Below are 23,680 nucleotides of genomic sequence, written 5' to 3'. Positions count from 1 at the left end.
TTCCGATGAGCGACAGCTATGACCTCTTGGTGATCGGCGCTGGCTCGGGCGGCGTGCGTGCCGCGCGTATCTCGGCCGGCTATGGTTCCAGGGTCGCGATCATCGAGGAGTATCGCGTCGGCGGCACCTGCGTGATCCGCGGCTGCGTGCCCAAGAAGCTCTTCGTCTATGCCTCGCGCTACAAGGACCTGTTCGAGCTTGCTCCGAGCTTCGGCTGGAACGTCGGCACCCCCGGCTTCGACTGGGCGACGCTCGTCGCCAACAAGGACAAGGAGATCGCCCGGCTCGAGGCCGCCTATGTCGCCGGCCTCGAGCGGCCCGGCGTCGAGATCATCCGCGACCGCGCCGTCGTGACCGGACCCAACAGCATCAGGCTGCTGAAATCTGGTCGCGAGCTCGCCGCGAAGACCATTCTGGTCGCAACGGGCGCCCGTCCCCGCATTCCGGACATTCCGGGCAAGGAACTCGGCATCACCTCGAACGAGGCATTTCATCTCGACAGGCTGCCCCACTCGATCCTCATCGAGGGCGGTGGCTTCATTTCGGCCGAGTTCGCGACGATCTTTTCGGGCCTGGGTGTGGCCACCACCATCGTCTATCGCGGCGAGCGCATGCTGCGCGGTTTCGACGAAGACCTGCGCGTCGGCCTCGAAGCCGGGCTCGAGGCGCGCGGCGTCACGATCATCCACCAGACCAACGTCCTCGGCCTCAGGCAGACCGGCAAGGACATCACCGTCAGCTTCTCCGACGGCGTCGATGCGCCGTTCGGCGCCGTCATGTTCGCCACCGGCCGGTCGCCCAATACGTCGGGCCTGGGACTGGAGGCGGCAGGCGTCGCGCTCGGGGAGGACGGCGCCATCGCCGTCGACGAATACTCCCGCACCAGCGTGCCCTCGATCTACGCCGTCGGCGACGTGACCAACCGGGCGCAACTCACCCCCGTCGCCATCCGCGAGGGGCACGCCTTCGCCGACACGGTCTTCGGCGGAATGCCGACCGCCGTCGACCATTCGCTGATCGGCGAGGCGGTGTTTGCCGAGCCCGAGGTCGGGACCGTCGGCCTCAGCGAGCACGACGCCGCCACGCACGGCGACATCGACGTTTACGTCACCCGCTTCCGCCCGATGATGAACACCCTGTCGCTCAAGTCCGATCGGATGATGATGAAGCTCATCACCAGAGCGGGCGGCGGGGAAGTCCTGGGTGTCCACATCCTCGGGCCGGGCGCCTCCGAGATCATCCAGATGGCAGCGATCCCGATGGCCATGAAGGCCAGCAAGGCCGATTTCGACCGCGCCATCGCCATGCACCCGACCGCCGCCGAGGAACTGGTGACGTTCAAGAAGCCAAGCTACGTCTATCGGGGTGGGGTCAAGCAGTAGGACTCGACAGAGCCGAATGTTCGTGTAATGTTCCTGCATGGCTGCTGACACAACCGACCTGACGATCGAAATCCTGAAGCGCATCCAGACCGAACAGGCTGGGCAGCGCCAGGATATCCGTCAGCTTCAGCAGAGTTTTGTGGACATTGCCCGGCTGATCCAGAGGATGGAGCAGAGGTTGTCCGACCTGAAGCCAGATCTGGAAACGATGTTCAAGATGGAGTTGATCGGGCAGCACGCCCATCAGCAGACTCGCCTCGAGCAGATGATGGACGACAGGCTTGCAGGTTTCGAGCAGCGACTTTCCGAACGGCTAGCCCGCATCGAGGCCAAGCTCACGCCCTGACTCGCAGGCTTCACACGGCCCCATTCCCCTGATAGGACGCGCGCCACCGGGAGGTAGTGCGTGATGCCGACGACTTGGACGCCCCAGAGCTGGAGAACAAAGCCGATTTCGCAGGTGCCGGCCTATCCGGATCCGGCGAAACTGGAGGCGGCCGAGGCGCAGTTGCGCAAGTTCCCACCGCTGGTCTTTGCCGGCGAGGCGCGTGACCTCAAGCACCAGCTTGCCGAAGTGGCCGAGGGCCGCGCGTTTCTGCTGCAGGGCGGCGACTGCGCCGAAAGCTTTGCCGAGCATGGCGCCGACCACATCCGCGACTTCTTCCGCGTCTTCCTGCAGATGGCCATCGTCCTCACGCATGGCGCCAGCAAGCCCGTGGTCAAGGTCGGCCGCATCGCCGGCCAGTTCGCCAAGCCGCGCTCCTCCGACACCGAGACCATCGATGGCGTGACGCTGCCGTCCTATCGCGGCGACATCATCAACGACATCGGCTTCACCGAGGCGTCCCGCGTTCCCGATCCGGACCGCCTGCTGCTTGCCTACCGCCAGTCGGCGGCGACCCTCAACCTGCTGCGCGCCTTCGCCTCGGGCGGCTATGCCGACCTGACCCGCGTCCACGAGTGGACCATGGGCTTCATGAAGGACACCACGGCCTATCCGCGCTTCGAGGAACTGGCGCAGAAGATCGACGACGCCATCGACTTCATGCGCGCCCTCGGCCTCAATTCCGAAAACACGCCTGCGCTGCGCGAGACCAAGTTCTACACCAGCCACGAGGCGCTGCTGCTCGGCTACGAGGAAGCGCTGACCCGACGTGACTCGATTACCGGCGACTACTACGCCACCTCCGGCCACATGCTGTGGATCGGCGACCGCACCCGCCAGCCCGACGCGGCCCATGTCGAATACTTCTCCGGCATCCGCAACCCGGTCGGCGTCAAGTGCGGCCCCAGCCTTGCGACCGACGATCTGCTCCGCATCCTCGATCGGCTGAACCCGACCAACGAGGCGGGCCGGATCACGCTGATCGGCCGCTTCGGCTCGGACAAGATCGCCGACCACCTGCCGGCGCTGATCCGGGCCGTGCAGGACGAGGGCCGCGTGGTGGTGTGGTGCTCGGACCCCATGCACGGCAATACCGTCAAGGCGTCCAGCGGCTACAAGACCCGCCCCTTCGAACGCGTCCTGAGCGAGGTGAAGAGCTTCTTCGACATTCACCGCGGCATGGGCACCCACGCCGGCGGCATCCATATCGAGATGACCGGCGACGATGTCACCGAGTGCACCGGCGGCGGCGTCGCGGCCATCACCGAGGCCGGGCTGCAGGATCGCTACCACACCTATTGCGACCCGCGCCTCAACGCCTCGCAGTCGCTCGAACTCGCCTTCCTCGTCGCCGAGGAACTGCGGGCGCAGCGGCCGGCGCGCAGCGAGCGGACCATTGCCGCTGAATAAGTGACGGCGACACATTTTTTCTTGTGTCGCTGAACCTTTTTCGCTCCTAGACCATTTGCGAAGAAGGCGGCTCCTGTTGGTCGCCAACCGTGCGCATGTCGCGCCCTCGGTCAATGGTAGCGGGGTCAATGCCGAATACGCTCTTTCCAACGGCTGACGACGTTACGCGCGCCCGGCTGGCCAAAAGCCCCACTCTCAATCTGCTGAACGGCTTCGACTGGTCCTCGACCAGCCTGGGCCCGATCGCGAGCTGGCCCGACAGCATTCGCGCCGCAGTGCGCATGATGATGCTGTCCGAAGTACCGATGGTGCTGCTGGCCGGGGAGCGCGACGGCACGCTGATCTACAATGACGGCTACGCGGTGTTCGCCGGTGAACGGCATCCTTCGATCTTCGGGATGCCGGTGCTCGCGGCCTGGCCGGAGATTGCCGACTTCAACGCCGGCAACATGCGTCGCGGCTTTGCCGGCGAGAGCTGGCAGCTGTCGAGCCAGGAACTGCTCCTCGATCGCGGCAACGGCCCGGCGGCCACCTTCATCGACCTGAGTTACAGCCCGGTCGCCGGCGAGGATGGCCGTCCCGCCGGCGTGCTGGTGATCGTCCAGGAGGTCACGGAGAGCGTTCTCGCCGCGCGGGCCCTCGAGGAATACCGGGAGAAGCTGGACATCGCCCTCAGGGCATCCGACATGGTCGGTACCTGGGACTGGGACATAGAGGACAACCTCGTCACCGCCGACGACCGCTTCGCCGCCCTCTACGGCGTGAGCCCGGGACAGGCGGCGACCGGCCTGCCGATCGAGGACTTCCTCGGCGCCATCCATCCCGACGACCGGCAGCGGGCCATCTCGGAGATCAGCGACTCGCTGAAGGACGCCGGGCCCGTGCGTTTCGAGTATAGGATCCTTGCCGAGGACGGTTCGGTGCGCTGGGTGGTGGCCTCGGGCCGCGTGATCACCGACGGCAAGGGCAAGGCGGTGCGGCTGCCCGGCGTGGTCGTCGACATCACCGAGGAGCGACGGATGGCCGAGCAGCTGGCCGAGAGCGAGCAGCGCTTCCGTACCCTGGCCGACACCATGCCCCAGATGGTCTGGTCCACGTTGCCCGACGGCTATCACGACTACTACAACGCGCGCTGGTACGAATACACCGGTGTCCCCGAGGGCTCGACGGATGGCGCCGGCTGGAACGGCATGTTCCACCCCGATGACCAGGAACGCGCGTGGAAGGTCTGGCGCCAGTCGCTCGAGACCGGCGATCCGTACTACATCGAGTATCGCCTTCGGCATCATTCGGGTGAGTACCGCTGGGTGCTCGGGCGTGCGCTGCCCGTGCGCGACGCGGCGGGGCGGATCGTGCGCTGGTTCGGCACCTGCACCGACATTCACGAGAGCAGGCTGGTTCAGGAAGAGCGCGAGGTCGTCGCCCAGGAGCTGAGCCACCGCATCAAGAACATCTTCGCGGTGATCGGCGGCATCGTCGGGCTCGCGTCGCGGTCATATCCCGAGGCAAAGGCCTTCGCCGACAGCCTGCGTGGCCGTATCTTCGCGCTGGGGCAGGCGCATGATTTCGTGCGTCCCCATTCGCGCAGCTCGATGCCGCGTGCCAATCCGGCGACGCTGCATGCGCTGGTGCGCGAGCTGCTGCAGCCGTATCGTCTGGGAGACGCCGAACGCGTGCATTTCAACGGCGAGGACGTGCCGATCGATGACGGGGCCGCGACCCCGCTGGCGCTGCTGTTCCACGAGTTGGCGACCAACGCGGCCAAGTATGGCGCGCTGGGCAGCGCTGACGGCCGCGTCGCCATCACCACCTGGATTGAAGGCGAGGACTATCACCTGAGCTGGGTGGAGAGCGGCGGACCCCGGCCCGAGGCCACGTCCACTGGCTTCGGGTCCCGCTTGATGGCGCTGAGCGTCGAGGGGCAGTTGCGGGGGCGGCTCGAACGCGCCTTCGACGAAGCCGGGCTGCGCGTGGAGGTGACGCTGCCTCTTGCCGCGCTGAGCCGCAAGGCTGAACTCAGGCAAACGCCTGAGCGCCAGGAGAACCAAACAGCCTGAGGCGGCGGGGAGGTGTTGCTGCCGCCTGCTTGGCGTGCAGCGCTGCGGCGAACTCGATGGCCTGCCGCAACTCGGAGTGCTCCACCGGCTTGGGGATGACCCCCACGGTGCCGGGTACGCCGTCGCCCAGTTGCGATGGGTTCGCGGTCATGTAGACGACCGTCACGCCGCGACTGGCCAGCGACCTGCCGACCTCGATCCCGGTGGGTCCGTCCAGCAGGTTGATATCGACGAAAGCCATGTCCGCCTGATCGGCCAGCGCCAGGGCCTGGCGGCTGTCGGCGGCGATACCGACTGGCTGGTGGCCCAGGTCGTACAGCAGGTTTTCCAACTCGGTGGCGACGAAAATCTCGTCCTCCACCACCAGAACCTTCGAACTCATTTCCTTACCTTGCTGCTCTTTCTTCGTGTCGTGCCAACTCGTGAGCAGCGCACATGGTTGCAGGCGCTGCACGCATGCGAGCGATGAATCGCGCACTGTTTACCAGATCGTTTGATTCGAACGCTTTGGCGGCATCCCGTTGCATTGTGCCTGTCGCATTTAGCGGAACATTAACCCTAACGGGCCATAAATGACGGCAAGTAGTGTTGCGGAGTTTGTCATGCCCCGTCTGGCCACCAGCCTCATCGTCCTTGCCGCTGCCGCAGGCACTGCGCCGGCCGCCGCTGCCGACTGGACCACCGCTTCACCGGAGGGCATCTACCGCGGCGCCTACTCCGTCGAGCCGCAGGACTGGACCGAGCTCGGCGACGACAGCGACGGCATCCACATGGAGACCGGCCTCCGCTACTGGTACTCCATGGGGAGCATGGACTACGCCTCAGGGGGGAGCAGCTCCAGCGCTGAAGATACCGCCCATATCGGTGAGGCCTTTCTTCGGATCGAGGACGATGCCACGGCCACCTGGGCTCACGCCATGGTGGGGTATTCGATCGCCATCAACGGCACCACGTCCGGCTCCCTCGCTTCCTCGATCGAGGACGGCCAGGTCGGCTATGCCAGTGCCGATTTCGGCTGGAACGCCTTTGACGACGGGGCCGGCAGCGGCGTCGGCGGCCTGGTAGGCTACCTCTACTGGAACAACTCGCCCGATACCGGGCGCAACAACTTCACCACGGCCACCTCGGGCAGCGACATCGACTACAATCCCGCGACCGGCCAGACGTTCGTTCCCGGCGACAGCGCGCCCAACAATGTCGAGGTCCATGCGCTGCGGCTCGGCATCTCGGGCAACGCCAAGCTCGCGGACTTCATCGATGTCCGAGCCGAGCTGGCCGCCGTTCCCTATGCGAAGGTCAACGGCACCGTTGGTGTCGACGACCCCGAATTCAACACGGACGTCTATGGGGGGCCGGCGCAGTTCCCCTACGGCGGCGCCAGCGGCAACATCTCGCAGATGCGCTCGTCCGCCACCTCGGTCGACGGGTGGGGCTATGGCGCCATGGCCGAGGCCTGGATCGGCGTCCACCCGACCGAGAACATCACCATGCGGCTGGGCGGGCGCGCCTGGTACCTGCAGGGCACTGCCGATGCCAGCTACAGCGTCGCGCAGATCGGCAACCCGGGGGATGCCGACAGCGATGGCACGTATGACACGGACCCGACAGTGTTGAACGTGGGTGCGATCGAGAGCAACAATCCGTTCTCGATGTTCCGCTACGGCCTGCTTGCCGAGCTGACCTACGCGTTCTGATCGGAGCTGCCGCCATCGGCTGTCCGCTTGCCCCGCCTGGGGTGAGCGGATAAGTCTTGCCGCGATCTCCCCAAGCGGCCCGGATGTCTCCCAGTGACCGATCGCCTACGCATCGCCCTCGCGCAGCTGAATCCGACGGTCGGCGCCATTCGCCAGAACCTCGAGCTGGCGAGGAAGACCCTTGCCGACGTCGCAGGGCAGGGGGCGGACATCCTGCTGTTCCCCGAGCTGTTCCTCACCGGCTATTTCCCCGACGACCTGCTGTTCAAGGCGCGTTTCGTCGCCGACGCCATGGCCGCGGCGCAGGAGTTTGCGGCTGCCACTGCCGGGACCGGCGTCACCGCCATCATGCCTTGCGTCTGGCAGGAGGGGGGGCGGCTCTACAACGCCGCGCTCGTCTGCGAGAACGGCGCCATCATCGCCCGCCGCTACAAGCGCGAGCTGCCCAATGACGACGTGTTCTACGAGAAGCGCTATTTCGAGCGCGCCGAGCTGCAGGAGCCGGTGACCATCAAGGGCGTCTCGATCGGCATTCCGATCTGCGAGGACATCTGGCACCCCGAAGTCTGCGCCCATCTGGTCGACAATGGCGCGCGCCTGCTGCTCTGCCCCAACGGCTCGCCCTATTGGCGCAACAAGCAGGCCACCCGCTACAAGCTCGTCACCGACCGGGTCGCCGAGGATAACGTGCCGCTGCTCTACCTGAACCAGGTCGGCGGCCAGGACGAGCTCGTCTATGACGGCGCGAGCTTTGCCATCGAGCCCGGCGGCCGGCTCGTCGTGCAGGCGAAGAGCTTCGAGACCGAGATCATGATGTCGAACTGGCAGCGCACGCCCGATGGCTGGCGCTGCACCGACCCGCACGTCGCGCCGCTCTCGAGCATCGACGAGGCGCCGTGGCGCGCCTGTGTCCTCGGCCTGCGCGACTACGTCAACAAGAACGGCTTCAAGTCGGTGCTGCTCGGCCTGTCGGGCGGCATCGACAGTGCCGTCGTCGCCGCCATGGCCGTCGACGCGCTTGGCGCCGACCGCGTTCACTGCCTGATGCTGCCCTACCGCTACACCAGCAAGGAAAGCCTGGCCGATGCCGAGGACTGCGCTCGCCGCCTCGGCGTGCGCTACGACGTCGTGTCGATCGGCGATCCGGTGGAAGCGGCGCTGGCCGAACTGCAGCCGGTGTTCGGCAACCGGCCAATGGACCTCACCGAGGAAAACATCCAGTCGCGCATGCGCGGCATCTACCTGATGGCTGTCTCCAACAAGCTCGGCGGCCTGCTGCTCACCACCGGCAACAAGTCGGAAATGGCGGTCGGCTACGCCACGATCTACGGCGACATGAACGGCGGCTTCAACCCGATCAAGGACATGCTCAAGATGCGTGTCTACGAGCTGGCCGACTGGCGCAACAGGAACCGCCCGGCCGACTGCCTCGGTCCGGACGGCGTCGTCATCACCCAGAACATCATCGACAAGGCCCCCTCGGCGGAGCTGCGGCCGGACCAGAGGGACCAGGATTCGCTGCCACCCTATCCGATCCTCGACGAGATCCTGCATGGCCTCGTCGAGCTGGAGCTCTCGGTCGCCGAGGTCGTGGCCAAGGGCGAGGGGCGGTTCGATCGCGACCTCGTCAAGCGCATCGAGAAGCTGCTCTACATCGCCGAGTACAAGCGCCGGCAGTCGGCCCCCGGTGTCAAGATCACCCGCAAGGCCTTCGGGCTCGGCCGCCGCTACCCGATCACCAATGGCTATCGGGATACGGTGGAGACGGTGGAGCCGGTGACGCGGCTCGACAGCAAGGGTCTCGAATGAGAGCAGTGTTCGAGTCTTCCCCCCTCCCATCCTCCCCCACAAGGGGGGAGGTGCCTGCTTGTGAGTGTGGCGCGACCGTGCCACTTGCGCGGAACCACACCTCCCCCTTGATGGGGGAGGTTGGGAGGGGGTGGTGCCCCACGCTCGAACGTCCGGCCAACCCATGACCACCGTCCGCTACGCCCCGTCCCCCACCGGCCGCCTGCACCTGGGCAATGCGCGCCCGGCATTGATGAACTGGCTCTTCGCCAGGGCCAATGCCGGCCGCTACATCCTGCGCCTCGACGATACCGATACCGCCCGCTCCACCGAGGCGTTCGCCCGCGGCATCGAGCAGGACCTGAACTGGCTCGGCATCACCCCCGACTTCAAGGTCCGCCAGTCCGACCGCACCGCCCTCTACGACGCGGCGCGCGATCGGCTGATCGCCTCCGGCCGGCTCTATCCGGCCTACGAGACCGAGGAGGAGCTCGATGGCAAGCGTGCGCGTGCCCGCCTGCTCGGCCGTCCGCCGGTCTATGATCGCGCCGCCCTGAAGCTGACCTCGGAGCAGATCGCGAAGTACGAGGCCGAAGGGCGCAAGCCGCATTGGCGCTTCAGGCTCGACGGCCGGCCGGTCGCGTTCGTCGACCTGATCAAGGGCCCTCAGACCGTCAACACCGCGTCGATGTCGGATCCCGTGCTGGTGCGCGCCGACGGCACCTATCTCTACACGCTGCCCTCCGTCGTCGACGATATCGACCTCGGCATCACCCACGTGATCCGCGGCGAGGACCACGTCTCCAACACCGGCACCCAGATCGAGATCTTCGAAGCGCTGGGCGGCGCGGTGCCGACCTTCGCGCATCACAACCTGCTGACCGGCGCCGAGGGCGAGGGGTTGAGCAAGCGTATCGGTTCGCTGTCGCTGATGGAGCTGCGCGAAGCGGGCTACGAGCCCATGGCCGTGGCGGCGGTCGCGGTCCTCACCGGCACCAGCCTGCCGGTCGAGCCCTATCCCGACCTGGCGGCAATGGGGCAGGCGTTCACGCTCGACGCGGTGTCGCACGGCTCCGCCCGCTTCGATCCGGCCGAACTCGCCAGCCTCAACACCCGCATCCTGCACCAGATGCCCTATGAGGCCGCGCGCCCCCGCCTCGTCGCGCTGGGTTTCGACTCGGAGCCGCTCTGGCTGGCCCTGCGCGGCAACCTCAGCGTCTTCTCCGATATCGCCGACCTCGCGACGTTGGTCAGCGGCCCCGTCACCCCGGTCGTCGCCAACGAGGATCGCGACTATCTCGCCACGGCCCGCGACCTGCTGCCGGCCGAGCCCTGGGACGAGACCACGTGGTCGAAATGGACCGAGGCGCTGAAGGCGGCCACCGGCCGCAAGGGGCGCGCGCTGTTCCATCCCCTGCGCCTCGCCCTCACGGGCCGGGAGCAGGGGCCGGAGCTCAGGTCCCTTCTGCCGCTGCTAGGACGTAGGGCGTCTCTGGCCCGACTATCCTGACGCGCTTGTCGCCGAACATCACGATGCGCGCCGCCTGACCGGCAGCGGTCGGTGCCACCACGGCGACCGGCGGTGGGGGGGCTTCGCCCGGCGCGGCCGGACGGCGGCGGGGCAGGGGCACGTCGACATAGGTTGCGAGCTCGGCCACCGTCGTGACCGGGGCCGCGACGACGCGCGGGGCGCGCCGCTGGTCGCGCAGCGGCAGCGGAAAACTCGCGCCCCGAAACGTCACCATCGCCCGCGTGCCGCCTCCGGCCAGTTCCGCGACCGTCACCGACCCCTGGTCCTGCGTCGAGGTGCACTTGCTGGATTCGTCGAACTCGGTGCGGAACCTGAAGGCGTTGGGCAGGTTCGCATACATCTCGCCGAACTGGTTGACCATCTGGGCCGGCTCCTGGCCCGGATTGTCATAGTAGTAGAGATCGACATCGAGCCCGGGACACATGGCGCGGCATTGCTCGGCGTCGTTGCCGACATAGTCGACCAGCGTCGAGTAGCTGATCGGCCAGTAGAACCCGTCGGTCTTGCGCACGCACAGCGTCCGCACCGTGTGGTAGCCGCCATAGGGGTTGAACTCCTCCCCGCGAACCCCGCCCTCGCCGTCGAAACCGCCCGAAAACGCCCCGAACAGCTGTTCGAACAGGCTACCGCGCTGGCCGCGGTCGACAGTGACGCGCGAGCGGCCGTCGCAGTCGAAACGCGACATTTCCTGCAGGATCGCCTCGCGCTGCTGCGCCACCGCCTGCCCGGTGTCGACGCTCTGCGACATCTTGGCGAGGTCATCGCGCGCCGCCAGCACTTCGCGGGCGATGGCCCGGCATTCGGCGGTGAGCCTGCGACCCGCCTTGGCGTCGTCGTTGCAGCCCTGCCGCACATAGGCGCTCTCGGACTTCTGCACGGCCCGCTGCAACTGCCTGAGCTGGTTGCCCTGGGCATTCTGGAAATCGGCATTGCGATCAAGCTGCCGCAGCATGGTCTGCAGCCGGGAGCAGCTTTCCGCCTGGGCATAGGCGCTGGACACATCGAGCAGCAGCCCGATCCAGGCCGTGAAGGCCAGCACGGCAAAGCGGAGCAGGAAAAGCTGTGTGCTGGGTCTGATGCTCGTCATCAACTCGAACCGGATAGGATGGTATTTTGGTACCCGGCCTTTGCGCCCAAAGCGAGACGCGCACCGGATTCGCCTGTTTCTAGCATGGTCGGGGCCCGGGTTAACGCCCGATGACCAGACCTTCCGCCCGCTGGCCGGTTGGTAACGCCCGCGTGACCGAAATCGTTGCGGTTTGCGAGACTTTCGCAGCGAGGGGTTCCGTCAGGGCCGCAGGCGCCTCGGACTTACCCTCAGACTCCCGCTGACCTGGGGGCCTCTCTTGCGCGGGAGATAGCCCGACGTGAACGCTCCCCCGAGCGCGCCGTCCGCTGCATTTCTGCCTGATAGTGGGCGCAAGGACTGTGCTAACAGGTGGCCGCGCGCCATCCGCGACCAGGAGTATCCCTTGCGAGTCAGCATTCTCGTTGCCGCCCTTGCCGGCGTGATCAGCCTTTCCGCCGCACCGGCCATGGCCCAGGCGCCGGCCGACCTGGGCAAGTTCTCCGAGGCCTGCCGGGGCGGCGAAGCCTTCCTGCTGGGGCAGGTGCCGGCCGGCACCGACTCCGCTGCCATCCTGACGCCGCTCTGCTCCTGCCTGACCAATGCCTTCAAGGACATGTCGCAAAAGGACATCGACATGCTTGCCGCGGACCTGCGCGGCGAGGGCACTGACGAGGCGCACCAGGCCCATGGCAGCTACGACAAGCTCACCGAACTGGCGCGCGAGGGGCTCAACAACTGCTTCGCGGAGCCCGACGTCGCCGCGGCCATCAAGGCCGCCGAGCCGCCGCCGGCCGCTCCGACGGCCCCGGCCGCCCCGCAATGACCGATTTGGCGGGGGCGCTTCGGCGCCCCTTGCTTTTTTCCGGGCATGACGGCATCTTGCGCGCCATGAAAACCGCAACCGCGATCTGCATTACGGTCTGCATTATTATCCGCTAGGCATTGCTGGCGGCGCGGTTCTCTTCATCCCGAATTCCCTAGACCCGAAGAACCCGCTCCGCGAGCCTGAACGCGTGCGCGAAGGGAAGAGACTTTGGGCGAGCCGACGATACTGCGCCTCTACAACACGCTGACCCGGACCAGGGAGGATTTCGTCCCCCTCGATCCCTATAACGTGCGCATGTACGTGTGCGGCCCCACCGTCTACGACTACGCCCATATCGGCAACGCCCGGCCGGTGATCGTCTTCGACCTGCTGTTCCGCCTGCTGCGCCACCTCTACGGCACCGGGCACGTTACCTATGTGCGCAACATCACGGACGTCGACGACAAGATCAACGCCCGCGCCGCCCGCGACTATCCCGGCCTGCCGCTCAACGAAGCGATCCGCAAGGTCACCGAGAAGACGGCCGAGCAGTATTTCAAGGACGTGAAGGCCCTCGGCACGCTCGAGCCCACGCACCAGCCGCGTGCCACCGACAACATCGAGGGCATGCAGTCGCTCATCACCCAGCTGATCGGCAGCCAGCACGCCTACCAGGCGGCCGGCGAGGTGCTGTTCGCGGTCGATTCCATGCCCGACTATGGCCAGCTCAGCGGCCGCAACCTCGCGGACAACGTCGCCGGCGCGCGCGTCGCCGTCGACGCCCACAAGAGGAACCCGGCCGATTTCGTCCTCTGGAAGCAGTCCTCGCCCGAGGAGCCCGGCTGGGAGTCGCCGTGGGGCAGGGGGCGCCCCGGCTGGCACATCGAGTGCTCCGCGATGAGCGAGCGCTATCTCGGGGCGGTGTTCGACATCCATGCCGGCGGCCTCGACCTGATCTTCCCGCACCATGAGAACGAGATCGCCCAGTCGCGCTGCGCCCACGGCACGAAGGTGATGGCCAACTACTGGCTCCACAACGGCTTCCTGCAGGTCGAGGGCCAGAAGATGAGCAAGAGCCTCGGCAACTTCATCACCATGCACGACCTGCTCGAGACGGAGAAGTTCGGCGGCCGCAAGTGGCCGGGCGAAGTGCTGCGGTTGGCGATGCTCATGACGCACTACCGCGAGCCGATCGATTTCTCGGTAAAGCGCCTGGAAGAGGCGGAGCAGAAGCTCCGCGACTGGCAGCGCGCCGCCTCGGCCGCTACCAAGGACGCCGTTTCGCCCCCGGATCCCGGCGTCGTCGAGGAGTTGCTCGACGACCTCAATTTTCACCGGACGACGGTGGTCCTCGACGGCATCTCGCGCGACGCGCGCAAGGGCGACCAGTCGGCCGCCGACGTCCTCGGCGCCAGCCTCGAGTTCCTCGGCTTCGGCCTCGACTCGCTGCTGCAGCCGGCCTCACTGTCGGCCGACGCTTCCGTCGATATCGAGGAAGCCGTCAACCGCCGCCTCGCCGCCCTCGAGGCCCGAGATTTCGCCAAGGCCGACTCCATCCGCGCCGAATTGCTGACCCAGGGTGTCCAGCTCATGGACTACAAGGACGAGAGCGGTCAGCGGCAGACGAAATGGGAGCTGGTCAGGTGAACGCCGAGTGGGACTTCCCCTCACCCCGCCCTTCGGGCACCCCTCTCCCTCAAGGGGAGAGGGGCGAAACGGAGCACCGCCTTCCCTCTCCCCTTGAGGGAGAGGGTGCCTCGCGCAGCGAGGCGGGTGAGGGGAAGGTCAATCGACGACACAAGGAATGGCGTACGGAACTGACGCCGACGCTGCGCAAGCGCGCCAAGGCAATGCGTTCCAACGGAACGGAAGCGGAGAGTATTCTTTGGGGCATCCTGCGCAACCGGCGTTTCGTGGGCCACAAGTTCCGGCGTCAGGTCCCGATCGGTCGCTTCATCGTCGACTTCATGTGTCCGAAGGCTATGCTCATTGTCGAGCTCGACGGCAGCCAGCATGCCGAAAGCACTCATGATCTGGTCCGCGACAACCGGCTGAAATCGCTCGGCTATCGCATCCTGCGTGTCTGGAACAATGAACTGTCGGACAACCGTGACGGTGTACTCGAAGCCGTCTGGCAAGCCCTTTCATCCTTCCCCTCACCCCGCCCTTCGGGCACCCCTCTCCCTCAAGGGGAGAGGGGAGAAGTGGGGCACCAGCTTACCTCTACCCTTGAGGGAGAGGGTGCCTCGCGCAGCGAGGCGGGTGAGGGGACGAACGTCAACGCCACCGGAGCCACCCCATGACCGCACTCGATCACGTCGCCATCTCAACCGCCGACTATGCCACCTCGCTCGCCTTCTACGAGAAGGCGCTGGCCCCGCTTGGCATCAGGACGCACATGAAGTTCGAGGGCGAGGAGGGCAACGTCGCGGGGCTCGGCTCGGACATGCCGTTCCTGTGGATCGGCGATGGCGGCAAGCTGACGGGCGGCCGCGTGCACCTCGCCTTCCGCGCCGACAATCGCGCCGCGGTCGATGCCTTTTACGCGGCCGCGATCGCCGCCGGCGGCACGGACAACGGCCCGCCGGGGCTCCGCCCGCACTACCACCAGAACTACTACGCGGCCTTCGTCTTCGATCCGGACGGGCACAACATCGAGGCGGTCTGCCATGCCCCGGAGTGAGACGCCGTTCACCGGCGGCTGCCAGTGCGGCGCCGTGCGCTTCGCCGTCGGCCGGCTCGGCCGCGGCTCGATCTGCCATTGCCGCATGTGCCAGAAGGCCTTCGGCAGCTTCTTCGGCCCGCTGGTGACCAGCTTCGATGTCACCTGGACGCGCGGAGAACCTAAGTACTTCGAGAGCTCCGACAAGATCAGGCGCGGCTTCTGCGCCCAGTGCGGCACGCCGCTGACCTATGAGGAGATCGGCCGCCCGCCCGACCAGCAGGTCGAGATCGCCATCGGCGCCTTCGACGATCCGACCGTCGCCGCCCCGCTGATCCAGGTGAACATGGCCGACAAGCTGCCCTTCTTCGACGGGCTGACGGCGCTGCCGGTCCGCACCGAATATTCGCCCGGCTGGCACGAGTTCATGGCCACCCTCGTCTCCCATCAGCATCCGGACCACGACACCGAAATCTGGCCGCCCAAGGACGGCTTTCCCGCGTGACCAGCCTTCGCACCTACTACCCCGAGATCGAACCCTACGCCTCCGGCCACCTTGATGTCGGCAACGGCCACGAGATCTACTGGGAGCGCGTCGGCACGCCCGGCATGAAGCCGGCCGTGTTCCTGCATGGCGGCCCCGGCGGCGGCCTCAGCCCCAACCAGCGGCGGGTCTTCGATCCGGCGCGTTATGACGTGCTGCTGTTCGACCAGCGCGGCTGCGGCAAGTCGCGCCCCTTCGCCGAGCTCGAGCACAACACCACCTGGGACCTTGTCGCCGATATCGAGCGACTGCGCGAAATGGTCGGCGTCGAGCAGTGGCTGGTTTTCGGCGGTTCCTGGGGCTCGACCCTTGCCCTGGCCTATGCGCAGACCCATCCCCAGCGGGTGACCGAACTGGTCCTGCGCGGTATCTTCACCCTGCGCCGCTGGGAACTGCTCTGGTACTACCAGCACGGCGCCTCGCTGCTCTTCCCCGACAAATGGGAGCGCTTCGTCGCGCCCATCCCGCCTCAGGAGCGCCACGACATGATCGGCGCCTACCGCAAGCGCCTGGTCAGCGCCGACCGCGACATCCGCGTCGGCGCAGCGCGCGAATGGGCCCGCTGGGAAGGCGAGACCATCACGCTGCTGCCCGATCCCTCGGTGAGCGATGCGTTCTACGGCGAGGACTATGCGCTCGCCTTCGCCCGCATCGAGAACCACTACTTCGTCAACGCCGGCTGGATGGACGAGGGCCAGTTGATCCGCGATGCCGGCAAGCTGCGCGACATCCCGGGCATCATCGTCCAGGGCCGCTACGACATCGCCTGCCCGCCGCAGACGGCCTGGGACCTGCACCAGGCCTGGCCCGAGGCCGAGTTCGTCATGGTCGAGGGCGCCGGCCACGCGCTGAGCCAGCCCGGCATCCTGCATCACCTGATCGAGGCGACCGATCGCTTCGCGGGGAGCGAGTTCATATGAGCGACGAGAGCTACCGGTTCCGCGAGTATTCGGGCGGCTGCCAGTGCGGTGCCGTGCGCTTCCATGCCATGGAACTCGTGGACAATCCGCACCTGTGTTATTGCCGCATGTGCCAGAAGGCGACCGGCAACCTCTTCGCCGCGCTGGTCGGCATCCGCCACGAGCACCTGACCTGGACGCGCGGCGAGCCGGCGCGCTTCCGCAGTTCCGGGCACGTCGACCGCGGCTATTGCCGTGATTGTGGCACGTCGCTGTTCTATCACGATGTCGCCGGCCGGCATGTCTCGATGTCGATCGGCGCCTTCGACACCCCGCACCTGATCCCGGTGCTCTACCAGATGGGGCTCGAGGGCAAGCACCCTTCGCTGGCAAGCCTCGATGCCATCGAGCAGGTCGGCACAACCGAGGCCGCGAACGACGCCGGCTGGGCCTCCGCGATCCGCGCCTCCAACCGCCAGCACCCCGACCACGACACGGCCGAGTGGCCGCCCCGTAACTGAGTACCCCCGAATGGCCAAGGAACGCCTCTACCTCTTCGACACCACCCTTCGCGACGGCGCGCAGACTGCCGGGGTTGAGTTCTCGCTCGAGGACAAGATTTCGGTCACCGCGCTCCTCGAGCGGCTGGGCGTCGACTACATCGAGGGCGGCTACCCCGGCGCCAACGTCATCGACGACCAGTTCTTCGCCGAAGCCCGCACCCGCGACGCGACCTTCACCGCCTTCGGCATGACCAAGCGGGCCGGGCGCTCCGTCGGCAACGACCCGGGCGTACAGGCCATCCTCAACTCGGCCGCCGATGCCGCGTGCTTCGTCGGCAAGGCCTGGGACCACCAGGTCCGGATCGCCCTCGAGATCACTCCCGATGAGAACCTCAGGGGCCTGCGCGAGACGGTCGTGGCCGGCGTCGAGGCCGGCAAGGAGGTGCTGGTCGACTGCGAGCACTTCTTCGACGGCTACAAGGCCAATCGCGACTACGCGCTGAACTTCGTCAGGACCGCGCTTGCTGCCGGCGCGCGCTGGGTGGTGCTGTGCGACACCAATGGCGGCACCATGCCGTCCGAGGTTTCGGCCATCGTCGCCGACGTGCTGACCGTCGCCCCCGGCGACCGGCTGGGCATCCACGCCCATGACGATACCGGCCAGGCCGTCGCCAACACGCTCGCTGCCGTCTCGGCAGGCGTGCGCCAGATCCAGGGCACGCTCAATGGCATCGGCGAGCGCTGCGGCAACGCCAACCTCGTCACCCTCATCCCGACGCTGCTGCTCAAGCCCGGCTTCGCCGACCGCTTCGAGACCGGCGTCACCGCCGACCAGCTCAGCGATATCACCTCGATTTCGCGCGCCTTCGACGAGGTGCTGAACCGCGCCCCCGCCCGGCAATCGCCCTATGTCGGGACCGCGGCCTTCGCCACCAAGGCCGGCATCCACGCCTCGGCGCTCGCCAAGGATTTCTCGAGCTATGAGCACGTGCCGCCCGAAAGCGTCGGCAACGAGCGCAACATCATGGTGAGCCAGCAGGCCGGCAAGTCCAATCTCCTCGCCGCGCTCAAGCGCCACGGCATCGAACTGAGCAAGGACGATCCGCGCGTCGAAAAGCTGCTGCGCACCGTCAAGGAGCGCGAGGCGCGCGGCTATTCCTATGATGGCGCGGATGCCTCGTTCGTCGTTCTGGCGCGCGGCATCCTCGGCACGCTGCCCGAGTTCTTCGATGTCGAGAGCTATCGCGCCAGCGTCGAGCGCCGGCACAACGCGAGGGGCGAGCAGATCACCGTCACCGAGGCGGTGGTGAAGATCCGCATCGGCGAGGACCGCCTGATGTCGGTGGCCGAAGGCAACGGTCCGGTCAACGCCCTCGACCTCGCCATGCGCAAGGACCTCGGCCAATACTCCGACCGCATCGCCGATCTCGAACTGGTCGATTTCAAGGTGCGTATCCTCGACGGCGGCACGGGCGCGGTCACCCGTGTGCTGATCGAAAGCCGCGATGGCACGGGCGAGCGCTGGTACACGATCGGCGTCTCCCCCAACATCATCGACGCCTCATTTGAGGCGCTTTACGAGTCGATAACCTATAAGCTCATGAAGTCAGAGGCAGCCTGAATACCGCTAGGGGGACTACGGGGCAGGCTGTCCCGTATTGCCCGGAGGCCCTGCTGAGCCGGACCGACGATCGTAGAACGCTGCTCATCGCCCTCGCCGCCGCGGGGGCGACGATGGCGGTTGCGCTGGGTATCATCGCCATCCCCCTGGTGGATGCCTGCGCCGGCCATCCGCGCGGGCTCGCCGCCTGCCTCCATGATATGGCCGAGCGCAAGTTCGACCTGCGCCGGGACGAAAGGCGACCCGTGGTCGAAGTCGCACCCGACCCGCCGCCCTCTCGTGCCATTGCCGACACTCCCCCGGCCGAACCGGCTGGCGCCGGACAGGCGCAGCAGCCGACCGGGACGCAGGATGTGGCCGCGGCTCCCGAAGCCGGATCGGCGCCGGAATCCCCGGTGCCGGCTCCCGGCAGTGCGGCACCCGTTCCCGAGATCGACACCGGAGCCGCGCCGGCCGGACGGGGCGGCCCCTTGCTGCTGCCCGCCGACGAGGCCGTCGACCCCGGTCGGCAGGACGTTGCGCTGGCGGCGACGATCGAGCCGGTCACCGACCCCGTTGCCGGACCGACGCCGGCTGAAGCGCCGCCCATTCCCCCTGCTGTCGTCCCCCTGCCTCCGGCCGATCCCCGGCCCGAGACGCAGGTCGCCAACGCCGAGCCGCTGCCGCCGGCGCCGGCACCTCCGGTCGCTGCGCCGATCGAGCAGCCGCCGACCATCGACGCCATCGAGCTTGAGGGCGACGCGAGCTACATCTCCGGCTCGGGCCCGGCCGGTGCGCTGATCCGTCTCTACGCCGACGGCGAATTGATGGGCGAGAGCCCGGTGGAGGAGGGGCGCTGGCTGGTCGAAACCGGGGCGATCCTCACCCAGCCGAAGCGCGAGTTGCGCATCGAGGCGATCGAGCCCGGCAGTGGCCGGCTCCTGGGCCAGGCGGCGATCACGGTCGAGATCCAGGCGCCAGCCGATGCGCCGGCGACTGCACCTGTTCCTGAAGGGGCACTTGCCCCTGACGCTGCTCCCGCCCTGCTGCCGCCGGCTTCGGGCACGGCCCCCGCGCCGCCGCGCGAGCCGATCGGCGCAGCCACCCCCGCGACTCCTGAGGGCGATGCGTCGGCCGTGGTCGATCCTATTCCCGAGGTCGCCGCGCCGAACCTTCCCCCTGTGGGAACGACCTCAACGCCATCCGAACCTGCCGGGAACAGTGAAGCCGCCACAGCGCCGCCACTGGCCGCCGATCGCGTTCGACCCGTGGAGCCGTCCACGCCCGCGCAGGATGACAGTGGCGACGCAACACCGGCCGGCGAGCCGCTGCCGGCGATCGCCGCCATCGTGCCGCGCGCCGGGTCGGCCTCAGTCCAGGTCCTCTCACTGCCCGGGGGCGACCTGGACGCCGTGCTCCCGGCATACGTTGCGCACGACGATGGCTCGGTGGTCGAACTGCCGCTGCCCGACGCACCGGCGCTGGTGGCGGAATTCCAGGTGCCGCGCGCCCGGACCGGGGCGGGCAGCGTCACCATCCTCCGGCTGGTCCCCTTCGGCGACCCGGTGGATGGCCGCTACACCGGCGGCAAGGCGCTCATCCGGCGCGGCGATACCCTGTGGAGCATCGCCCACCGCTACTACGGCTCCGGCCTGCACTACCGCACCATCTTCAAGGCCAACCGAGACCTGATCGCCCGACCCTCGAGGATCTTCCCCGGCCAGGTCTTCGACCTGCCGCTGGTGACCGAGGATTGAGCGCGATGGCGTCACCCTCTCCCACACGGGGCAGGGCGGCCTCAGGCAGGCTTGCACGCGCCTTTCCCACCACCGCGCCGTCATCCCTCCAACCCACAACTCCCCCTTCGGGCAGGCGCTTTGACCTTGCCTTGCGGCCCCCGATTCTCTATCGCTGATTGCCGATGAACCAGATGCGCGACGATGACATTGCCAGCGTGATGCGCGCCCTCGGCCACCCGGTGCGGCTCAGCATCCTGCGCATCCTGGCCGAGCAGGACGCGGGCGACTGCTGCTGCACGGACGTGACCCAGTGCCTGCCGCTGGCCCAGTCCACCGTCAGCCAGCACATCAAGGTTCTGCTCGATGCCGGCCTGGTCGAGCGCCAGGCCAAGGGCACGCGCAACTGCTACAAGCTGCGCACCGATCGCCTTGCCGAGTTCAATTCGGCCTGTTCCGGCCTGTTCGCAGGCCTTGCTACCACCGTTTCCCCGGTCAAAGAGCTCGCCTGATGTCTGTCGCCGAAGAGGCACCCAAGCGCCCCACCGTCAGTGCGGAGGAGGGCGGCCTGTTCTCTACCGTTCGCAACCTCTGGCAGTACATGTGGCCCGCTGGCCGTACTGACCTCAAGGTTCGCGTCGTCCTCGCCATCGGCGCGCTGCTGGTCAGCAAGGTCGCGACCACGCTCGTGCCCTTCATCTACAAGTGGATCATCGACAGCCTGGATGGCGCGACGCCCGACACCGCGCTGCTGATGGGTGTCGCGGTGCCGGTCGTGCTCGTCATCGCCTTCGGCGTCGGCAATATCATCGACGCCGGCTTCCAGCAGTTGCGCGACGTGCTGTTCGCCTCCGTCGGCCAGCATGCCGTGCGCAAGCTGGCCCTGCAGACCTTCGAGCACATGCACCGGCTCTCGCTCCGCTTCCATCTGGCGCGCCGCACCGGCGGGCTCAGCCGCGTCATCGAGCGCGGCACCAAGGGCATCGAGACCATCGTGCGCTTCACGATGCTCAACACGGCGCCGACGCTGGTCGAGTTCGTCATCACCGGCACCATCTTCGTGGTGATGTTCGGCGTCAGCTACCTGTCCGTGCTGGTCGTCACGGTCTGGCTCTACCTGTGGTTCACCATCAAGGCGTCGAACTGGCGGATCTCGATCCGCCGCGACATGAACGAGAGCGACACCGACGCCAACGGCAAGGCCATCGACAGCCTGCTCAACTTCGAGACGGTGAAGTACTTCGCCAACGAGAAGATGGAGGCCGACCGCTTCGACGCCTCGATGGCACGCTACGAGCGCTCGGCCATCCGCATCTGGTCCTCGCTGGGCTTCCTCAACTTCGGCCAGGCGGTGATCTTCTACTCAGGCACGGTGGTCATCGGCGTGCTGGCGGTCATCGGCGTGATGAACCGTACCCTGACGCTGGGCGATTTCGTCCTGCTCAACACCTTCCTCATGCAGATCTACCGGCCCCTCAACATGATCGGTTTCGTGTACCGCGAAATCCGCCAGGGCCTCACCGACATCGAGGAGATGTTCAAGCTGCTCGACCGTCCGCCCGAGATCCAGAACAAGCCCGGGGCGCGGCCGATCGCCATCACCGGCCCGGTGATCCGCTTCGAGGACGTGAAGTTCCACTACGATCCCGACCGCCCCATCCTCAAGGGCGTGAGCTTCGAGGTGCCGGCCGGCAAGACCATCGCCGTCGTTGGGCCTTCGGGCGCCGGCAAGTCGACGATCTCGCGCTTGCTGTATCGCTTCTACGACGTGATCGAGGGGCGCATCACGATCGACGGGCAGGACCTGCGCGACGTCACGCAGGAAAGCCTGCGCGCCGCCATCGGCATGGTCCCGCAGGATACCGTGCTGTTCAACGACACCATCGCCTACAACATCCGCTATGGCCGCCCCGACGCGACGGAAGACGAGGTGAAGAAGGCTGCCGAACTGGCTCAGATCGGCCACTTCATCGAGGCGCTGCCCAAGGGCTTCGAGACCCAGGTGGGCGAGCGCGGTTTGAAGCTCTCGGGCGGCGAGAAGCAGCGCGTCGCCATCGCCCGCACCATCCTCAAGGCTCCCGCCATCCTGATCCTCGACGAGGCCACCTCGGCGCTCGACACCAAGACCGAGCAGGACATCAAGTCCGCGCTCGACCTGGTCTCGGCCAACCGCACCACGCTGGTCATCGCCCATCGGCTTTCCACTGTGGTCAATGCGGACGAGATCATCGTGCTCCGCGACGGCCAGATCGCCGAGCGGGGCACGCATTCCGGGCTGCTGGCCCGGCAGGGCCTCTACGCCCAGATGTGGAACCGCCAGCGCGAGGCGAGCGAGGTCGAGGAACTGGCGCGCAAGGTCGCCAACGACCCCGAGGGCTTCGTCAAGCGCGGCCTGCCGGCCGCGGAGTAGCCAGCGGGGCTTGCGGCGCAGGCCGGCTGGGGAGCAATCTCCGTACGTACGGAGATTCCCCAATGTGGTGTTGCGACCTCGTGCCCGGCGGCACGCCCGCCCCGGCGTTCGCTTGCTCCAAGGGGCATGCCTGGCCGCTTGGCCGTGCTTGCTGCTAGGCGCCCATGTCAGCCGCCGGCCGCAACGCCTCCCTCGATGCACTGCGCGTCCTCAGCCTGCTCGGGATCATCACGCTGCACGTCGCGGCGGGCGGCTTTCACGACAACCGGCTGCTCGGCTTCGTCCTCGATGAACTGAGCCGCTTTGCCGTCCCGGTCTTCTTCATCCTCTCGGCCTGGTTCTGGAAGCCCGAGGAACTTGCCGCGCCGGGGCGCCTCGTGCTCCGTGTCCTCCGCCGCGTCGGCGTTCCGTTCGTCGCCTGGGTGGCCGTCATGGTCGCGTGGCAAGCCGTCACGGTGCCGAGCCATGCGCTCGACCTCTCCCCGGTCGGCCTGGCCTTTCTGCTCTGGACCGGCGGACCGGCCTTCCACCTGTGGTTCCTGCCCGCACTCATCGTCGGCACTGTGATCGTGGCCTTCTCCGGCCGCTGGTTCGGCTGGCGCATGACGGCTGTGCTGTCGGTGGCGCTGTTCCTGCTCGGGACGATCGTGGGGTCCTACGGGCCGATCCTGCTGCAGCGCGTTTCCCCGTTCTGGATGGATCGCAACGGCATCTTCTTCGCGCCGGTCTTCCTCGTTGCCGGCGTACTCCTGCGCCGGCACGGCGGCTGGGTGAGTGGCCTGCCTGTACCGACCCTCATCGCTGCGGTCGTGCTGTTCGCGCTCGGCCAGCTGGGGGAGGGCTATCTCGTCGTGCCCCGCTACCCGATGGGCCACGACTTCTCGCTCTCGACCCTCGGCTACGGGATCTCGGTCGTGCTGCTGTTCATGCGGCTCGACCTGCGCTGGCCCGTCTGGTCCGCCCTCGGCCGGGCCACCTTCACCGCCTACCTCGCCCACGTTCTGGTCATCGGCATCCTGGTTGTCGAGCTGAAACTGGGGACGAACTCGCTGCTCGTCATCGCCCTTACCTTTGCCGCGTCGCTGGCCGCAGGGGTGGCATGGCAGTGGGCCAGAGGGTCGGTTCCACGTCGCTCGGCCGCGGCCCGATAATCGGCGCCAAACAACAAAAGGCCCGGGACGATGCCCCGGGCCCTGCAAGTATCG

Annotated in this window: 21 protein-coding genes; 19 read left to right on the top strand and 2 right to left on the bottom strand. The window is 67.2% G+C overall.

From position 1 onward, the window contains the following. Positions 1 to 5: 5 nt before the first annotated feature. From gorA to J0I99_RS11555, 4 genes are all read left to right on the top strand, one after another. Positions 6 to 1,382, top strand: a complete 1,377-nt coding sequence (gorA, locus tag J0I99_RS11570; RefSeq protein ID WP_291397739.1) for a glutathione-disulfide reductase — start codon at positions 6 to 8, stop codon at positions 1,380 to 1,382. 37 nt (positions 1,383 to 1,419) lie between these two features. Beyond that, positions 1,420 to 1,728: a hypothetical protein gene (locus tag J0I99_RS11565; RefSeq protein ID WP_291397736.1), complete on the top strand. Its 309-nt coding sequence runs from the start codon at positions 1,420 to 1,422 to the stop codon at positions 1,726 to 1,728. Positions 1,729 to 1,791: 63 nt separating this feature from the next. After that, complete coding sequence (locus J0I99_RS11560) at positions 1,792 to 3,177, top strand: class II 3-deoxy-7-phosphoheptulonate synthase (protein WP_291397734.1); 1,386 nt, start codon at positions 1,792 to 1,794, stop codon at positions 3,175 to 3,177. A 128-nt stretch (positions 3,178 to 3,305) separates the two neighbouring features. Next, on the top strand, positions 3,306 to 5,234 hold the full coding sequence (locus J0I99_RS11555) for a PAS domain-containing protein (protein ID WP_291397732.1): 1,929 nt from the start codon (positions 3,306 to 3,308) through the stop codon (positions 5,232 to 5,234). On the opposite strand, the gene J0I99_RS11550 is transcribed toward J0I99_RS11555, so the two are convergent. Further along, complete coding sequence (locus tag J0I99_RS11550; protein ID WP_291397730.1) at positions 5,194 to 5,712, bottom strand: response regulator; 519 nt, start codon at positions 5,710 to 5,712, stop codon at positions 5,194 to 5,196. The genes J0I99_RS11555 and J0I99_RS11550 overlap by 41 nt on opposite strands. A gap of 124 nt (positions 5,713 to 5,836) precedes the next feature. On the opposite strand from J0I99_RS11550, the gene J0I99_RS11545 reads away from it, so the two are divergent. From J0I99_RS11545 to gltX, 3 genes are all read left to right on the top strand, one after another. Next, a complete protein-coding gene (locus tag J0I99_RS11545; RefSeq protein WP_291397728.1) occupies positions 5,837 to 6,928 on the top strand; it encodes a hypothetical protein in 1,092 nt (363 codons plus the stop codon). A 93-nt stretch (positions 6,929 to 7,021) separates the two neighbouring features. After that, on the top strand, positions 7,022 to 8,737 hold the full coding sequence (locus J0I99_RS11540; RefSeq protein ID WP_291397727.1) for an NAD+ synthase: 1,716 nt from the start codon (positions 7,022 to 7,024) through the stop codon (positions 8,735 to 8,737). A 163-nt stretch (positions 8,738 to 8,900) separates the two neighbouring features. Further along, positions 8,901 to 10,226 (top strand): glutamate--tRNA ligase, encoded by a 1,326-nt coding sequence (gene gltX / locus J0I99_RS11535; RefSeq protein ID WP_291397725.1) that lies wholly within the window; start codon positions 8,901 to 8,903, stop codon positions 10,224 to 10,226. Here the strand turns inward: gltX and J0I99_RS11530 are convergent. Beyond that, positions 10,171 to 11,334, bottom strand: coding sequence for a DUF2865 domain-containing protein (locus tag J0I99_RS11530; RefSeq protein WP_291397724.1), 1,164 nt, complete (start codon positions 11,332 to 11,334; stop codon positions 10,171 to 10,173). The genes gltX and J0I99_RS11530 overlap by 56 nt on opposite strands. A 385-nt stretch (positions 11,335 to 11,719) precedes the next feature. Here J0I99_RS11530 and J0I99_RS11525 point away from each other — a divergent pair, with 385 nt between their 5' ends. The 12 genes from J0I99_RS11525 to J0I99_RS11470 all read left to right on the top strand — a co-directional run bounded on the left by J0I99_RS11525 (position 11,720) and on the right by J0I99_RS11470 (position 23,626). Continuing rightward, a complete protein-coding gene (locus J0I99_RS11525) occupies positions 11,720 to 12,139 on the top strand; it encodes a hypothetical protein (RefSeq protein WP_291397722.1) in 420 nt (139 codons plus the stop codon). 210 nt (positions 12,140 to 12,349) lie between these two features. Further along, positions 12,350 to 13,768, top strand: coding sequence for a cysteine--tRNA ligase (gene cysS, locus J0I99_RS11520; protein WP_291397720.1), 1,419 nt, complete (start codon positions 12,350 to 12,352; stop codon positions 13,766 to 13,768). Next, positions 13,765 to 14,424, top strand: coding sequence for an endonuclease domain-containing protein (locus J0I99_RS11515; RefSeq protein ID WP_291397718.1), 660 nt, complete (start codon positions 13,765 to 13,767; stop codon positions 14,422 to 14,424). Before cysS ends, J0I99_RS11515 begins: the two co-directional genes overlap by 4 nt. Then, a complete protein-coding gene (locus J0I99_RS11510; RefSeq protein ID WP_291397716.1) occupies positions 14,421 to 14,804 on the top strand; it encodes a VOC family protein in 384 nt (127 codons plus the stop codon). Before J0I99_RS11515 ends, J0I99_RS11510 begins: the two co-directional genes overlap by 4 nt. Beyond that, positions 14,791 to 15,288, top strand: coding sequence for a GFA family protein (locus J0I99_RS11505; RefSeq protein WP_291397714.1), 498 nt, complete (start codon positions 14,791 to 14,793; stop codon positions 15,286 to 15,288). The genes J0I99_RS11510 and J0I99_RS11505 overlap by 14 nt, the downstream gene beginning before the upstream one ends. After that, a complete protein-coding gene (gene pip / locus J0I99_RS11500; protein WP_291390654.1) occupies positions 15,285 to 16,247 on the top strand; it encodes a prolyl aminopeptidase in 963 nt (320 codons plus the stop codon). The genes J0I99_RS11505 and pip overlap by 4 nt, the downstream gene beginning before the upstream one ends. Continuing rightward, a complete protein-coding gene (locus J0I99_RS11495) occupies positions 16,244 to 16,747 on the top strand; it encodes a GFA family protein (RefSeq protein WP_291390655.1) in 504 nt (167 codons plus the stop codon). The genes pip and J0I99_RS11495 overlap by 4 nt, the downstream gene beginning before the upstream one ends. 10 nt (positions 16,748 to 16,757) lie before the next feature. After that, positions 16,758 to 18,350 carry a citramalate synthase gene (gene cimA / locus J0I99_RS11490; protein ID WP_291397712.1) on the top strand — a complete coding sequence of 531 codons (1,593 nt, stop codon included), beginning with the start codon at positions 16,758 to 16,760 and terminating at the stop codon, positions 18,348 to 18,350. 113 nt (positions 18,351 to 18,463) lie between these two features. Then, positions 18,464 to 20,086 (top strand): LysM peptidoglycan-binding domain-containing protein, encoded by a 1,623-nt coding sequence (locus tag J0I99_RS11485; protein ID WP_291397710.1) that lies wholly within the window; start codon positions 18,464 to 18,466, stop codon positions 20,084 to 20,086. Positions 20,087 to 20,259: 173 nt separating this feature from the next. After that, the gene (locus J0I99_RS11480) at positions 20,260 to 20,577 is read left to right on the top strand and encodes a helix-turn-helix transcriptional regulator (RefSeq protein WP_291390658.1); all 318 of its coding nucleotides are present in this window, start codon (positions 20,260 to 20,262) and stop codon (positions 20,575 to 20,577) included. Beyond that, positions 20,577 to 22,475, top strand: coding sequence for an ABC transporter ATP-binding protein/permease (locus J0I99_RS11475; protein WP_291397708.1), 1,899 nt, complete (start codon positions 20,577 to 20,579; stop codon positions 22,473 to 22,475). The genes J0I99_RS11480 and J0I99_RS11475 overlap by 1 nt, the downstream gene beginning before the upstream one ends. 164 nt (positions 22,476 to 22,639) lie before the next feature. Continuing rightward, entirely contained in the window at positions 22,640 to 23,626 is a 987-nt protein-coding gene (locus J0I99_RS11470) for an acyltransferase (RefSeq protein WP_291397705.1), read from the top strand. Positions 23,627 to 23,680: the final 54 nt, after the last annotated feature.

Origin of the sequence: Devosia sp., assembly GCF_017307495.1 — a bacterium.
Classification (GTDB): domain Bacteria; phylum Pseudomonadota; class Alphaproteobacteria; order Rhizobiales; family Devosiaceae; genus Devosia_A.
This window is presented reverse-complemented; position numbering and strand designations above follow the sequence as displayed.

Bases quoted from the DNA above. Each gene is read 5' to 3' on its own strand.
- gorA (WP_291397739.1), top strand. From the start codon at position 6: ATGAGCGACAGCTATGACCTCTTGGTGATCGGCGCTGGCTCGGGCGGC.
- J0I99_RS11475 (WP_291397708.1), top strand. From the start codon at position 20,577: ATGTCTGTCGCCGAAGAGGCACCCAAGCGCCCCACCGTCAGTGCGGAG.
- J0I99_RS11565 (WP_291397736.1), top strand. From the start codon at position 1,420: ATGGCTGCTGACACAACCGACCTGACGATCGAAATCCTGAAGCGCATC.
- J0I99_RS11495 (WP_291390655.1), top strand. From the start codon at position 16,244: ATGAGCGACGAGAGCTACCGGTTCCGCGAGTATTCGGGCGGCTGCCAG.
- J0I99_RS11560 (WP_291397734.1), top strand. From the start codon at position 1,792: ATGCCGACGACTTGGACGCCCCAGAGCTGGAGAACAAAGCCGATTTCG.
- J0I99_RS11555 (WP_291397732.1), top strand. From the start codon at position 3,306: ATGCCGAATACGCTCTTTCCAACGGCTGACGACGTTACGCGCGCCCGG.
- J0I99_RS11470 (WP_291397705.1), top strand. From the start codon at position 22,640: ATGTCAGCCGCCGGCCGCAACGCCTCCCTCGATGCACTGCGCGTCCTC.
- J0I99_RS11505 (WP_291397714.1), top strand. From the start codon at position 14,791: ATGCCCCGGAGTGAGACGCCGTTCACCGGCGGCTGCCAGTGCGGCGCC.
- J0I99_RS11485 (WP_291397710.1), top strand. From the start codon at position 18,464: ATGGCGGTTGCGCTGGGTATCATCGCCATCCCCCTGGTGGATGCCTGC.
- J0I99_RS11480 (WP_291390658.1), top strand. From the start codon at position 20,260: ATGCGCGACGATGACATTGCCAGCGTGATGCGCGCCCTCGGCCACCCG.
- J0I99_RS11510 (WP_291397716.1), top strand. From the start codon at position 14,421: ATGACCGCACTCGATCACGTCGCCATCTCAACCGCCGACTATGCCACC.
- J0I99_RS11545 (WP_291397728.1), top strand. From the start codon at position 5,837: ATGCCCCGTCTGGCCACCAGCCTCATCGTCCTTGCCGCTGCCGCAGGC.
- gltX (WP_291397725.1), top strand. From the start codon at position 8,901: ATGACCACCGTCCGCTACGCCCCGTCCCCCACCGGCCGCCTGCACCTG.
- J0I99_RS11530 (WP_291397724.1), bottom strand. From the start codon at position 11,334: ATGACGAGCATCAGACCCAGCACACAGCTTTTCCTGCTCCGCTTTGCC.
- cimA (WP_291397712.1), top strand. From the start codon at position 16,758: ATGGCCAAGGAACGCCTCTACCTCTTCGACACCACCCTTCGCGACGGC.